Annotated in this window: 9 protein-coding genes; 6 read left to right on the top strand and 3 right to left on the bottom strand. The window is 63.5% G+C overall.

What is annotated here, in order from left to right; genetic code table 11:
• Positions 1 to 8 precede the first annotated feature (8 nt).
• Both ACQKI2_RS17465 and ACQKI2_RS17460 read right to left on the bottom strand, forming a co-directional pair.
• Entirely contained in the window at positions 9 to 2864 is a 2856-nt protein-coding gene (locus ACQKI2_RS17465) for a TonB-dependent receptor (RefSeq protein WP_427380903.1), read from the bottom strand.
• A gap of 218 nt (positions 2865 to 3082) precedes the next feature.
• Complete coding sequence (locus tag ACQKI2_RS17460) at positions 3083 to 4927, bottom strand: potassium/proton antiporter (RefSeq protein WP_427380902.1); 1845 nt, start codon at positions 4925 to 4927, stop codon at positions 3083 to 3085.
• A 304-nt stretch (positions 4928 to 5231) separates the two neighbouring features.
• Between ACQKI2_RS17460 and ACQKI2_RS17455 the strand changes: the two genes are divergently transcribed.
• From ACQKI2_RS17455 to ACQKI2_RS17430, 6 genes are all read left to right on the top strand, one after another.
• Entirely contained in the window at positions 5232 to 6665 is a 1434-nt protein-coding gene (locus tag ACQKI2_RS17455; RefSeq protein WP_427380901.1) for an efflux transporter outer membrane subunit, read from the top strand.
• A 4-nt stretch (positions 6666 to 6669) separates the two neighbouring features.
• Positions 6670 to 7815 carry an efflux RND transporter periplasmic adaptor subunit gene (locus ACQKI2_RS17450; RefSeq protein WP_427380900.1) on the top strand — a complete coding sequence of 382 codons (1146 nt, stop codon included), beginning with the start codon at positions 6670 to 6672 and terminating at the stop codon, positions 7813 to 7815.
• A 4-nt stretch (positions 7816 to 7819) separates the two neighbouring features.
• Positions 7820 to 10954 carry an efflux RND transporter permease subunit gene (locus ACQKI2_RS17445; RefSeq protein WP_427380899.1) on the top strand — a complete coding sequence of 1045 codons (3135 nt, stop codon included), beginning with the start codon at positions 7820 to 7822 and terminating at the stop codon, positions 10952 to 10954.
• 126 nt (positions 10955 to 11080) lie between these two features.
• Positions 11081 to 11608: a thioesterase family protein gene (locus tag ACQKI2_RS17440; RefSeq protein ID WP_427380898.1), complete on the top strand. Its 528-nt coding sequence runs from the start codon at positions 11081 to 11083 to the stop codon at positions 11606 to 11608.
• Positions 11605 to 12537: a nucleoside hydrolase gene (locus tag ACQKI2_RS17435; RefSeq protein ID WP_427380897.1), complete on the top strand. Its 933-nt coding sequence runs from the start codon at positions 11605 to 11607 to the stop codon at positions 12535 to 12537. Before ACQKI2_RS17440 ends, ACQKI2_RS17435 begins: the two co-directional genes overlap by 4 nt.
• Positions 12534 to 13376, top strand: coding sequence for a ribokinase (locus tag ACQKI2_RS17430; RefSeq protein WP_427380896.1), 843 nt, complete (start codon positions 12534 to 12536; stop codon positions 13374 to 13376). Before ACQKI2_RS17435 ends, ACQKI2_RS17430 begins: the two co-directional genes overlap by 4 nt.
• Positions 13377 to 13445: 69 nt before the next feature.
• On the opposite strand, the gene ACQKI2_RS17425 is transcribed toward ACQKI2_RS17430, so the two are convergent.
• Positions 13446 to 13676, bottom strand: a complete 231-nt coding sequence (locus ACQKI2_RS17425; RefSeq protein WP_427380895.1) for a hypothetical protein — start codon at positions 13674 to 13676, stop codon at positions 13446 to 13448.
• Positions 13677 to 13825: the final 149 nt, after the last annotated feature.

Genomic DNA, 13825 nt, shown 5'->3' with positions numbered 1-13825 from the left:
CCGGCAATCTAGAAGTTTGCCTTGAAGCCGAATTTCGCAGTCCAGCCATATTCTTCATACTGAAGCAGGCGTTCGCGGTCCGGACCCTTCTGATAGGCCGTGTACGTTGCATCGTTTATGTTCACGAGTTCGGCAAAAAGCTGGAAGTTCTGGTTGAAGCGATACTTGGCCGAAGCATCCACCTGGAAGTGCGGCTTCACATACCGGTCGGTGCCCTCATCGCTGCCCAGCTCATCAAGATACGACGAGCGGCCGGCGCCGGAGAGACGCAGGCTGACAGGGCCTTTGTCATACCCGATGACGATGTTGTAAGTATGCTCTGACGACGTCGGCAGCGGGATCGTCCGGCCCAGGACTTCCCCTTCTGCATCGGTGTAGGTGTAGTTGACGTTCGCAATCAGGCCATCAAACGGCGCCGGCAGCATCGTGAAGGCCTGGCCGTACGAGAATTCGAAGCCCCGGACCTCAGCAGACTCGCCATTGATCGGTATGATGGCCTCGTCATAAGCGATCCCGTTGAACACGCCGTTCTCAAACTCGGCGTCGACGATGAAGTCGTCAATCTTCTTGTAGAATACGCCGCCCTGGATCACCGCTTCCGGCAGGAAGTAATATTCCAGCGTGGCATCAAAGTTCGTGGCGCGATACGGATCAAGGTCCGGGTTACCGAACTCGCCTGTGCGCTCATTATCGTCATTCTCTTCGATGATGAAACGCGGCGCAAACTTGCCGAAGCTCGGGCGGATGATCGACTGGAACGCGCCGGCGCGCGCCACGATCTTGTCGGTAACATCATAGCGGATGTTGAGGCTGGGGAGAACGTCCGTGTAGTCCTTGCTGACTGAAACCGGCGTGACGAACAATGTGTCCTCGTCCAGTTCCACGCCGCCCACGACGGCGCCTTCCTCAACCAGTTCGGCGCGGCTGCCATTGGCGTCCACATCCGTCTGCTCGATACGCACACCGCCGATGACCCGCAGCGGCCCGCGCTGATACTTGCCCATCACATAGCCTGCCAGGATCTGCTCCTCGGCGTCATAGCTTTCAATCGTCGATGCGAAGGCGGAGTCGAGATCATTGCGTTCGAAGGCGCCCAGACCGTTCACCGCAATGAAGGCACGCACTTTCGCAAGATCCGGCAGCGCGCCCATGTCAGCGAGACCATATGTCTGTGAACCAAGCACATCGGCCAGCGTCAGATCGCCGTCAAACCCATCATAGATGTCGTAGATGAAGTTCAGCGACTTGTCGCGCTGGCGCAGCTTGGCGCCCGATTTCACTTCAAGCGTGCCATTGGTCAGCGCAAACTCGCGCGCGACATCGAATTTGAAGGAGGCTTCCTTGTCCTTTGCGCGCTCCTGCGTGGTGCGCTCGAGAACAGAGAAACCATATCTGGACGGATCGTTGAAGTTCGCGGCGCCAAAGTCGATGGTGTAGCCTGGCTTTTCCATGTCCGAATAGTCGAAGGTCACGCCCAGCGCGCCCGCCGTCTGGAAGCGGGCCTGGAAGCGGAACGGGTCAAGCGAGCCGTCTTCGGTCTGGTCGGCTTCAGAATAGGCCGCATCATAAGTCAGCGTCCAGGGGCCGGTCTGCGTCTTACCACCCGCAGAGACTGTGCGGATGGTCTGGATCTCGCGGCGGTCTTTCAAGTCGCGGCGAACCTGGATCCGTCCGTCTGCGGAGTCAAAGCTGGCCGTATCGCCGGTTCCGCTCGCGGGCGCCTCGCTCATGCCGAAGACAAGACGGCGGCGAAGCTCGGTGTCGTCAAACTTGGAATAGAGGCCGCGCACATAGAGATCGGTATTGTCGGTGGCCCGGAAATCGATCCCCGCGGTAAAGCCATAGCGCTCGCGGCGCACGTCATAGTCGCGATACTCGACATCTTCGGCATAGACGACGCCATCATCGCTCGTCTCCCAACCATCCATCTCGACATTGTCGGTCGAGAACTCGCGGTCATAATAGCTGAAGCCGCCCGACACGCCGATCCGGTCGCCGATCAGTTTGATGAAATCGATCGAGCCCTTAGGCGAAGTCTTGCCGTTGAGGTCGTTGTAGGAGCCTTCATAGGAAAGCGAGAACAGATCCTTCTTCCGGTCGAAGGCGCTGGTCGTGTTGATCTCGACCGAGCCGCCGATCGTGTCGGCGTCCATGTCCGGGGTCAGCGATTTCTTGATCTCGATGGATTCGATCAGCTCCGACGGAATAACGTCCAGGGCAACCGCGCGCTCATCGCCGCCCGTCGCCAGAACGCGGTTCCCGTTGATCGAGGCCGAGTTGAGGTTGGGGTCCAGGCCGCGCACGGAAACGAACCGGCCCTCGCCCTGGTCGTTGAGCACGTTGATGCCCGGCGCACGGCGAAGGGCTTCAGCCACGTTCTGATCCGGGAACTGACCAATGGCGTCGCGCGTCAGAACCGTATCCACCGTATCGGAAGCGCGCTGGCGTGCGATCGAGCTCAGAAGGTTGGCCTGCTGGCCGATCACCAGAACCGTTTCCATCACGGCGGTGTCTCCGCCGGCGCCACGGGCGGCCAGGGCAAAGGATTCAACCGTCGCGCTGGTTTCGGTCACCGTGATCACGCGGGTCTGCTCTTCCGCGCCGGGATAACGCACGCGCAATGTATAGGTGCCGGCGGGCACGTTGATGAAGCGGAACGAGCCGTCCTGACCGACCTCAGCGCTCTGGCTGAGTTCGATCAGCGAAACTTCAGCGCCCCGCAGGGTGCGCGTGCCCGTAGCATCGGCGACCTCGCCGGAGATCGTTCCGGCATGCGCGGCGGAAACACCCGCCACAGTGGCAAGCATACTCGACGCAAGCAGGCGCGCCGTCAGGCTGCGGCCGAAGAATGAGGCGTGGAACATTGGGAAACCCTTCCGCTGGAATTTGAAGCGGCGGGTATCAGCGGAGTATTTCAGACTTGCGACGGTTTTGCGTACTTATTGTTGCAACGATTTCGTAGCCAAAAAAGCGTGGCGCGGCGGCCACGAAGATACATTTTCATATATGTTTTTTATATCTTCTATATTCGTTCGTGCACAGATTATGACACTTACGTGACGCTCTGTAGGCCGGGCCGAGATCAGGAAGGATCGCCGACATCCTTCGCGGGTGAAATTTCGGAACCAGCGGCGGTTGCGGCCTTGGGCCGGCGGATAATCCCTGCGATTCGTGTCCCGGCCCGCCGCAGTAGGTCGGCCGCCAGCGCGCCCACGCCGGGGTCTCCCTCGTCGATCACGATGCCGACCGTGCCCACCCCGCCGGCATCGTCGAGCGCGCAGACAACAATATCCACGTCTCCGATGGATACCCGGTCTCCCACAACCGGGCTGCCGCTGAAGGAGCGCTCCAGAAACTGCCCCGCCGTGACGCCGTCGCCGACATCCGTGTCCTCCAGCCCATACTGGCGCACAAGGTCGGCCATTTTTGTCGCCCCCTTTACGCGAAACTGTATGTCGGACTCCGTCGCCATTTCATCCCAGGGGCTGGCATAGATCTGGTCCAGCAGACGGATGCGGCGGGCAGAGGCAAAGAGATAGACTTGGTCATTGGCCTGAAGCGGCCCGATCGTATGGACCGAATAGGAAAGCCCGTCGCGGATCACCATCACCGGCCTTGCCCAGCGGGGCACCCGTTCGCCCCGGGCGATGGCGCTGTCGGGGTGGATCTTGTAGCCGACCAGTTCCATCTCGGTCGCCCCGCGCAGTTCCAGCTCCACCCGGTCCACAAGCCCCTGCTCGGATGGCAGGCTCATCTTCAGAAGCTTCGCTACCGGCTGCAGAGTCCACCCCTGTACCAGCAGGGAGACCAGCACCATCACGAACACGACGTTGAAATAGAAGCTGCCATTCTCGATCCCCGCCAGCCCCGGCAGGATCGCCAGCAGGATGGAGACCGCGCCCCGCAGGCCCACCCAGCTGGTAAAGGCAGTCTCACGGGACTTGAACCCAAACGGCAGCAGGCAGAGCCACACCGCAGCCGGCCGGGCGACAAAGATCAGGACCGCCGAGAGAACCAGGGCCGGGATCAGGATCTGGGGAAACTCTGAGGGCGTCGCCAGAAGGCCGAGCGCCAGGAACATCCCGATCTGGGCCAGCCAGGTCATGCCGACCTGAAACCGCCGCAGCCTCTGGGCAAACCGCACCTTGCGGTTTCCGGCCACCACACCGGCGACATAGGCCGCCAGAAAGCCGCTACCGCCAAACAGGGCGCAGACAGCGAACACGACCAGCGCCGCAGCCAGCCCGGAAATCGGGTAGAGGCCGGGATCAAGGTTCACCAGCTTGTTGAGCAGCCAGGCAATGCCAAAGCCGCCGGCAATGCCAAACAGGATGCCCAGGCCCATCTGCTGGATGAAGGTCACCAGCACTTCAAAGCCAAACAGCGCGCCGGTGCCGGCATTGGCCGCAATCAGTTCGATCAGCAGGATGGTGAGGAAGATGGCCATCGGATCGTTAGCCCCCGATTCGATCTCGAGGGTGGAGCCGACCTTCTCGCGCAGGCGGATGCCCCCTGCCCTGAGCAGGAAGAACACCGCGGCCGCATCCGTGGACGCCACGATCGATCCCAGCAGGAAGGCTTCCAGCCAGCCGGCCCCGAACAGGAAATGCGCCGCCACCCCCGTCGCCCCTGCGGTCAGCAGCACGCCGAATGTCGCCAGGCTCAGCGCCGGCGCCGCCGCCACCCGGTAGCTGCGCATCGGCGTCTCGAAACCGCTGTCGAAAAGAATGATCGCCAGTGCCAATGAGCCTATGAAATAGGCTGCCGATCCGCTGTCGAACTGGATGCCCAGAAGCCCGTCTTCGCCCGCAAGCAGGCCGATCCCGAGGAAGACGAGCAGCAAGGGCGCGCCGAAGCGCTGCGACACCAGACTCGTCAAAGCAGCCAGCGACACAAGGGCTGCGCCGATCAGGATGGCAATGTTCACAGACTCAAACAGCGTCCGGACCTCCTCTTCTTTGTCACGGCGGGCAAAATGTCATTGTAGACGGGCAGTCTCGTAGCTAAGCTTTGGGCAGCTAATGCGCTAGAGGCGAAGCGGATTTTCCTCTCCCCAGCGTGCATTTCGCGGCTCGCCCGTGCAAAAACATCACGAAAACGTGAGAGCTGCTTAGACGGAATCTTTCGCTTCTTTCGTTTAAGGAAGCGCGCGGCGGGTTAACTGCAAACTGCAGGCCGTTGGCTTGATTGGTAATGTTCTTCGTCTAGTTCGGAAAAATATGACTGAAAGAATGGTTCTCCGGTACGCGCGCCTGTCTGGCGCGGCGGCGCTCGCACTCATTGTGGCGGGCTGCGCCTCTGTGCCGGAACGGCCGGTTGCCGAGACGCCCCCGGCGGCCGGAGACGCTTTCCGGGCCGGCGCCAGCGCCGAAGCAGTCAGCGCCGATTGGTGGACAGGCTTTAACGATCCGGTTCTGGCAAGTCTGGTCGATGCCTCCCTGGAGGCTTCTCCGGCGCTACGCGCGGCTGATTTCTCGGTCGCCGAGGCGGAAGCCGCCTTGCGCCTCGCCCTGCTCGGCGCCAGCCCGACCGCCTCTAGCCGCGCCGGCATCACTGCCGCCCGCCCCACCGGCAGCACCGCCGACCGGATCGATGTCAGCGCAACGGGCACCCTGGCCGCCAGCTGGGAGTTTGACGCTTTCGGCCGCATCGCTGCGCTGGTGGAGGCGGCCCGCTTCGACACCGCCGCCTCCCGCGAGCTGCGCCGCGACATCGCCGTCACCCTCGCCTCGGAAACAGCGCTCGCCTACATCAATCTGCGCGGCGCCGAAGCCCGCCTGGAAGTCGGCCGCCGCAACGCGCAGACCCAGATCGAGGGGCTCGATCTTGTCCGCACCCTCGTCGACAATGGCCGCGCCACCCAGCTGGACCTTGAACAGGCCGAAACCCAGTACCGCACCACGCTGGCATCTCTGCCGGTCTATGAAGCAGACCGCGAAGCCGCCATCAGCCGCCTCGCCGCGCTGACAGCCGCGCCCGCCAGCGCCGCCGGTCCGCTGGTCCAGCAACTCGCCGCCACACCTGGCCTGATCCCGTCCCTCAGCGCGCCGCTGAGCGCGGGCACGCCGGAGGATCTGCTCCGCCGCCGTCCGGACATTCGCGTCGCCGAGGCACAGATCGGGGCGGCCCTGGCGCTTGGAGACGCCGCCCGCGCCGATCTCTTCCCGCGCATCACGCTGAATGCAAACCTCTTGGGCCTCGTGCGCAATACCGGCGTCGCGCTCAGTGATGAGAGCATCGGCTTCGATTTCGGCCCTGCCATCAGCTGGGCCGGGCCGGACCTGCGCGGTGTCTATGCCAGCATCGATGCTGCCGATGCGCGCACCGGCCGCGTGATTGCGAATTATCAATCCACGGTACTCGATGCCCTTGCAGATGCGGAAACCGCCCTCACCGATCTTGCATCTGAAACCCGCCGCACCGCCGATCTTGAGGCAGCCCTTGCCTCGGCCCGCCGGGCCCATGATCTTGCCCGCCTGAGATATCAGGAAGGGCTCGACAGCTACCTGAATGTCCTCGACGCGCAGCGCTCGCTGCTCGACGCGGAAGACCGCCTTGCGGTCAACCGGGCAGAAACCGCCCGGCGCGCCGTCCGGGCTTACAGAAGCCTCGGCGGTATCTGGACCGACGAAGAACTCGCCGCCTTCCGGGCGGGATTAGGATAAGCCAATGCTGAAACTCGTCCGCAAGAACCCGTTCAAGACCGCAGGCGCCGCCCTGGCGGCCGTGCTGCTGATTGCGACCCCCGCCCTCACCCAGCAGCGCGGCGGTGGCCCCGGCGGTCAGGCCGGCGCCCCCCCGCCGAGCAGCGTTTTCGCCGAGCCGGCCCGCGAACAGGTCTTCACCAATCGTGTGGAAGCCATCGGCACGCTCGAACCCAACGAGCGGGTAGACCTCACCCTCACCGCGTCAGACCGCGTGACGGCGCTCTACTTTGAAGACGGCGACCGCGTGAAGAAGGGCTCGACCCTCCTCTCGCTCGCCCAGCGCGAACAGGTGGCCCTCGTGGAGTCAGCTGAGGCAGACCTTGCCCAGGCCCGTCAGGATCTTGCCCGCATCGAACCGCTGGCCGAACGGGGCGCTGTCTCCTCCTCCGAGCTGGACATGGCCCGCCGCAATGTCAGCACCGCCGCCGCTCAGCTGCGCGCGGTTCAGTCCCGCCAGAATGACCGCGTTCTGGTGGCGCCTTTTGATGGCGTACTCGGCTTCCGCCGTGTCAGCGTCGGCTCCCTCATCCGCCCCGGCGATGTTGTTGCCACCCTGATAGACGACAGCGTCATGCGCCTGGAATTTGCCGTGCCGTCCGCCTTCATCCGCGTCCTGCGTCCCGGCCTCGAAATTGAAGCCTCGACTGGCGATCTGCCCGGCCAGGTCTTCGCCGGCACCGTCGATTCCATCGACAATGCCATCGACCCCATCACGCGCTCCGTCCGTGTACGCGCCAAGGTGCCCAACCCGTCGGGCATCCTCAAGTCGGGCATGTACATGTCGGTCGGCCTGCAGACCGAGCCGCGCCGCGCCATGTCCGTTCCCGAAGTCGCCCTTCAGCCGCGCGGTCCCGATACGTTTGTCTGGGTCGCTGACTCCAGCGGCGCACAAACCGTTGCCCGCCGCGTGAAGATCGAGCCGGGCCTGCGCCATAATGGCCGGGTCGAAGTGGTGTCGGGCCTGACCGCCGGTCAGATGGTCATCACCGAAGGCGCACTCCGCGTCCGGGAGGGGGCCCCGGTGGTCATCCTCGATGAGAAAATCCTTCAGCCCTCTCCCGCCGCCCGCAGCGGCGCCGTGGGCGGCCCCGCCGTGAACCTGGACTAGGGCAATGATTCTTTCGGACACTTCGGTAAAACGGCCGGTCTTCGCTTCTGTCCTGTCGATCCTCCTGATCGTCTTCGGCCTGGTGGCATTCTCACGTCTGCCCCTGCGCGAGTTTCCGGACATCGACCCGCCGGTCGTTTCAATCAGTGTCAACTATCCCGGCGCCTCGGCGTCGGTTGTGGAAACCCGGATCACTCAGGTGATCGAGGAACGCATCGCCGGTATCGGCGGCGTGCGCTTCATCAATTCGCGCTCGCGCGATGGCCGCGCCAACATCTCGATCGAGTTCGACGTCAACCGCGATATTGATGCGGCCGCCAATGATGTCCGCGACCGTGTGTCCAGCGTGGCAGACCGCCTTCCCCCGGAAGCCGACGCGCCCGAAGTCGAAAAAGCCGACGCTGACGATGACGTCATCCTCTGGCTGAACTTCGCCAGCCAGAAAATGAGCACCCCGGAACTCACCGACTATGCCAACCGTTTTCTGGTCGACCGGTTTTCCGCGATTGATGGGGTTGCCCGTATCCAGATCGGCGGCGCGCGCGATTATGCCATGCGCGTCTGGCTTGACCGCCGGGCGCTGGCGGCCCGCGGCCTGACAGCCGGCGACGTGGAAAGCGCCCTGCGCGCAGAGAATGTCGAGGCGCCCGCCGGAACGCTGGAGTCTGGCGCGGTCAGCTACACCCTGCGGATCGACCGCCCCTTCCGCACAGCGGAAGACTTTGCCGGGCTGGTGCTGGCTCAGGGCGAAGGCTACCTCGTCCGCCTCGGCGATGTCGCCCGCGTGGAGCGCGGCACGGTGGATGATCGCACGATGTTCCGCGGCAATGGCGAGCCCATGGTCGGCCTCGGGATCGTCAAACAATCGACCGCCAACACGGTCGACGTTGCCAACGGCGCCAAGGCGCTGATGAACGAACTCAATACGACGCTACCCGAAGGCATGCAGCTCTACCTGTCTTTCGACAGTTCGGTCTTCATCGAAGCCTCGATCCGCGAAGTCTGGACAACGCTGGGCATCGCGGTTGTCCTCGTGACCCTGGTGATCTTCCTTTTCCTCGGCAGCTTCCGCACCACGATCATCCCGGCCATCACTGTCCCGGTTTCCGTGATCGCCACCTTCATCGTGCTCTACATGCTCGGCTTCACGCTGAACCTGCTCACCCTGCTGGCGCTCGTGCTCGCCATCGGCCTGCTCGTGGATGACGCCATCGTCGTGCTCGAGAACATCCACCGGCGGATGCAGGAAGAGAACGAATCCCCCCTCGTCGCCGCCTTTAACGGCGCCCGCCAGGTCGGTTTCGCCGTCATCGCGACCACCCTCGTCCTGATGGCCGTGTTCATTCCCATCACGCTGATGGAAGGCAACACCGGCCGTCTGTTCACGGAATTTGCCGTCACAATTGCCGCTGCCGTGGCCTTCTCCAGTCTTGTCGCGCTCACCATGTCGCCGATGCTGGCGTCCAAGATCCTGAAGCCCCATGCCGAGTCCCGCTCTGGCCCCCTCTCCGGCTTCATCCAGGGCATCGACACGACCGTGGACAAGATCCGCGGCGTTTATTCCCGCATTTTCGATTTCCTTGTCCGCCGCCCCATCGCCATTGCCCTGGCCACGCTCGCCATCATGGTCGGCAGCTGGTTCATCTTCCAGGATCTCGACAGCGAATACGCCCCGCCTGAAGATCGCGGCGGGTTCTTCATGTCGGTCCGCGGTCCGGAAGGCGCGTCCTTCGAATATATGGAGCGTTATCTCGACGAGATCGAGCGCCGCCTGATGCCCTACACCGAAACGGGTGAAATCAGCCGCCTGCTGATCCGCGCGCCCGGCTGGGGTGGCGGTTACAATCAGGGCAACGTCGTGGCTGTTCTGGCAGACTGGGGCGAGCGCCGCCCGGCTGACGACATCATCAACGAGATCAACGGAAAACTCTCCGACCTCCCCGGCATCCGCGGCTTTGCCATGATGCGCCAGGGCCTCGCCGGCGGCGGCGGCAAGCCGGTCCAGTTCGTCATCGGCGGCCCCTCCTATGAGGATCTCGTTGTCTGGCGGGACACATTCCTCGCTGCGCTCGAGGCAGATAATCCCGGCATTGTCGACATCGACTGGGATTACAAGGAAACCCAGCCGCAATACCGTATCCAGATCAATTACGAGCGCGCCGCAGACCTTGGCGTCACCGTCGCGGAAATCGGCACGACACTGGAAACCATGCTCGGTTCCCGCCGCGTGACCACCTATCTCGACAATGGCGAGGAATATGATGTCATCGTCGAAGGCATCCGGTCGGAGCAGAACACGCCCACCGATGTGCAGAACATCTATGTCCGCTCCGCCCGCTCCGGCGAGCTGATCCCCCTCTCCAGCGTCGTCACGCTTCAGCCTTTTGCCGACAGCCCGACGCTCAACCGCTACAACCGCGTGCGCGCCATCACCATCGATGCCGATCTTGCCCCCGGCGTCACCCTCGGCACCGCGCTCGACGGCATGGAACGCATCGCCCGCGAGGTGCTGCCCACCGAAGCCACGATCGACTTCAAGGGCCAGTCGCTGGAGTTCCGCTCCGCCGGCGCCTCCATCGCCTTCGTCTTCGTCATCGGCCTGCTGATCGTGTTCCTGGTGCTGGCGGCCCAGTTCGAAAGCTGGATACACCCGCTGGTGATCATGCTGTCGGTGCCCGCCACCCTCGCCGGCGGCCTCTTCGGCCTCTGGCTCACAGGGCAGACCCTCAACATCTACACCCAGATCGGCCTCATCATGCTGATCGGGATCGCGGCCAAGAACGGCATCCTGATCGTCGAGTTTGCCAACCAGTTGCGCGACGAAGGCAAGGATTTCGACGCCGCCCTCAAGGAAGCCGCCCTCGCCCGCCTGCGCCCCATCCTGATGACGGGCCTCACCACGGCCGCCGGCGCCGTGCCGCTGATCATCACCAGCGGCGCGGGCGCCGAAACGCGCATCGCCATCGGCATCGTGATCCTCTTCGGCTCCCTCGCCGCCGTGACGGTGGCCCTGGTCGTTGTGCCAACGGCATACACGCTGCTCGCCCGGCGCACAGGCTCGCCGGGGGATGTGACCCGCAAGCTCGAGGAAGAACTCGCCGCGCCCGCGCCCGCGCCCGCGCCGCATCCGGCAGAGTAAACAACAGACCGACCGGCCCTGCCGCGCTGCGCCTTGCCTTTCCGGCACAGGCTTCGCATAGACATGACCGCCCCTTGCGCGCCGTTAGGGGCTTGTGAACATCGTCTTGCGTAGAGTTCTGCGGTCATGAACCTCTTTTTCCGGTTCCTTCGGATTTTCCTGCCGGCTTTCTTCAGCCGCGCCCACACGCACCTGATGGATTTGCACATCATCCGCTCCGCCGTCTGGCTGGGCGATCAGGATCCGATGGGCCACATGACCAATTCGCGCTATTCCTCCTTCACCGACCTGGCGGTCATGAACTATATGGGCCGCACCGGCGCGCTGAAGGTCTTCCGCAAGCGGGGCTGGCTGCCTGTCATCCAGTACGAATCCTTCGCCTATCTGCGCATGCTGCGCTTCCCCCAGAAGTTCGAGGTCCACACCCGCCTTGTCGGCTGGGAGGATACCCGCCTCGTCTTCCAGCACAGCTTCATCGCCGCTGATGGCCGCGTGCATGCCGAAAGCACGATGATCGCCCGCCTCACCGGCCGCAAGAAACTCCGCGTCACCGCCGATATGGCGATGGAAGCCCTCGGCGTCAGCCTGGAAAGCCCGCCCCTCTCCCCCCAGGTTCAGGCCGTCCTGGAAGACCTGAAAGCCCGCACCTCGTGACCAGCCCCCGGCCCCTCATCATCGACTGTGATCCCGGCATCGATGATGCCGTCATGCTGATCATGGCGCTCGGCTCGCCCAGCCTCGATGTGCGCGCCATCACCACCGTCGCCGGCAACGTGCCCCTGCGCCTCACCAGCCGCAATGCCCGCCTTGTGTGCGAGCGGCTCGGCCGTCCGGATATTCCCGTCTTCGCCGGCTGCCCCCGCCCCCTGCTGCGCGCGCCGGTCACCGCTGAAGACTTCCACGGCGAAAGCGGCATCTATGGCATCGAGATTACCGAGCCGGACATTCCCCTGAAGCCAACCCACGCCGTTGAAGAGATCATCCGGCAACTGAAGGTCATGCCGGACGCCAGCGTCACGCTCGTCGTCACCGGCCCGATGACCAACATCGCCTGCGCTCTCGTCATGGCGCCGGAAATCGCCCGCGCCATCGCCGAAATCGTCATCATGGGCGGGGCCGATACCGAAGGCGGCAACATCACGCCTTTTGCCGAATTCAATGTCTTCGCTGATCCCCATGCCGCCGCCATCGTGCTGGACACCGGCATCCCCACCACCATCCTCAGCCTCGACGCCACCCATCAGGTCCGCGCGACAGAGGCCCGCATCGCGCGCCTCGCCGCCATCCCCGGCGCGCGCGCCGCCATGATGGTGTCCCTGCTGAACGCCGCCAACAATCTGGAGGCCCGCGCCCGCCCCGGCACCAAGGTGCCGATGCATGATCCCTCCACCATCGCCTGGCTCATCGCGCCGGAACTGTTCGAAACCCAGCCTTCGCGCGTCAGCGTCAATGTAAAGCCTGGCAAGGAGTTTGGCCGCACGCGCGTCAAGCCATCGAAGAAAGGCCCCCATCGCTGGGTCACCCGGGTAGATGCCGATGCCTTCTTTGCACGGATTGAAGATATTCTGGGGGCAAGCCCATGATCACTGTTGTCGGCTCGGTCAATCTGGATTTCGTCGCCAGTGGCGCCACCCTGCCAAAGGCGGGCGAAACCGTCACCGGCGCCCGCCTTGCCCGCCATCCCGGCGGCAAGGGCGCCAACCAGGCCCTCGCCGCAAGACGTCTGGGGGCGGACGTTCGCCTCGTCGCCGCCGTCGGCAATGACGATATGGCCGAAGAGGCCCTGAAACTGCTGCGTGCCGCCGGCGTCGATCTCTCCGCCACCCAATACATCAATGGCGAAACCACCGGCGTCGCCCTCATCGCCGTCTCGCAGGAAGGCGAAAACCAGATCATCGTCTGCCCCGGCGCCAATGAGGCGCTTGATCCCGGCGATGTCGAAGGGGCCACCCTCGAGCATATGATGGGCGTGCTCGAAGTGCCCGCCGCCACCCTGCTCGCCGCCGCCGAACGCGCCACCGGGTTTGTCGCGCTCAACCTTGCCCCCGCCATGCCGGTGCCGCCGGAACTCATCGCCCGCGCAGACCTCCTGATCGTCAACGAAACCGAAGCCGCCTTCTATGGCGATGCGCTCCACGCCCCCGGCCGCTATGTCGCCATCTCCCTTGGCGCGGCCGGCGCAGAGCTCTGGAAAGACGGCCAGAAAATCGCCTCGGCCACCCCGCCGCCCGTCAAGGTGGTGGACACGACCGGCGCCGGCGACACCTTCAGCGCCGCCCTCACGGTCAGCCTCATCAAGGGCAAATCCCCCGAAGACGCCCTCACCTACGCCGTCGCCGCCGGTTCCCTCGCCTGCACCCGCCCCGGCGCCCAACCCAGCCTGCCCAGGCGCGCCGAGGTCGAAGCGCTGCTGAAGGGGTGAGGCTGCACAAGCTGGGGTATTCGGAAGGATGCACCAAATTAATGGCCGAACTATTGCCGCTAGTGTCGCTTATTTTTTTTCATCAGGCTTAGGTGAACGGCTTTGCTTAGATGCTGCGTCCATTGGAATCGACTTAACCGCAAGTGGGGTTGAAGAACGCCATTGTTCCGCTTGGGCACGCGCTGCCTTTGCTGTTTGAGAGAACTCTGAGTTTCTCGGCAAGGGAGAATTTCCGGGCATTTGTTCTCCTTTTGTTTTATCGTTATCTACTTTAAATTTTGTATGCTTGCAATCTATCATGCGATTCGCGTTATAAAAAAGGGATTAAATTTTGGAGAGAAATGGTGAATTGAAGGTGACCCAGCCCCCTGATCCGGGCCGTTTAATTGGAGACTCTGTTCGCCTTTCTTTCTGGTTGGGGGTGGGTGGTCAAGGCCCGCTGAGCGGAG

The sequence above is a fragment of the Hyphomonas sp. NPDC076881 genome (genome assembly GCF_050269995.1).
Lineage (GTDB): Bacteria > Pseudomonadota > Alphaproteobacteria > Caulobacterales > Hyphomonadaceae > Hyphomonas.
Note: the sequence above shows the minus strand (reverse complement) of the source record. Positions and strands in the feature narration are given on the sequence as shown.

Coding starts and splice junctions, on each gene's coding strand:
- ACQKI2_RS17465 (WP_427380903.1), bottom strand. CDS start 2,864: ATGTTCCACGCCTCATTCTTCGGCCGCAGCCTGACGGCGCGCCTGCTT.
- ACQKI2_RS17455 (WP_427380901.1), top strand. CDS start 5,232: ATGGTTCTCCGGTACGCGCGCCTGTCTGGCGCGGCGGCGCTCGCACTC.
- ACQKI2_RS17450 (WP_427380900.1), top strand. CDS start 6,670: ATGCTGAAACTCGTCCGCAAGAACCCGTTCAAGACCGCAGGCGCCGCC.
- ACQKI2_RS17445 (WP_427380899.1), top strand. CDS start 7,820: ATGATTCTTTCGGACACTTCGGTAAAACGGCCGGTCTTCGCTTCTGTC.
- ACQKI2_RS17440 (WP_427380898.1), top strand. CDS start 11,081: ATGAACCTCTTTTTCCGGTTCCTTCGGATTTTCCTGCCGGCTTTCTTC.
- ACQKI2_RS17430 (WP_427380896.1), top strand. CDS start 12,534: ATGATCACTGTTGTCGGCTCGGTCAATCTGGATTTCGTCGCCAGTGGC.
- ACQKI2_RS17425 (WP_427380895.1), bottom strand. CDS start 13,676: ATGATAGATTGCAAGCATACAAAATTTAAAGTAGATAACGATAAAACA.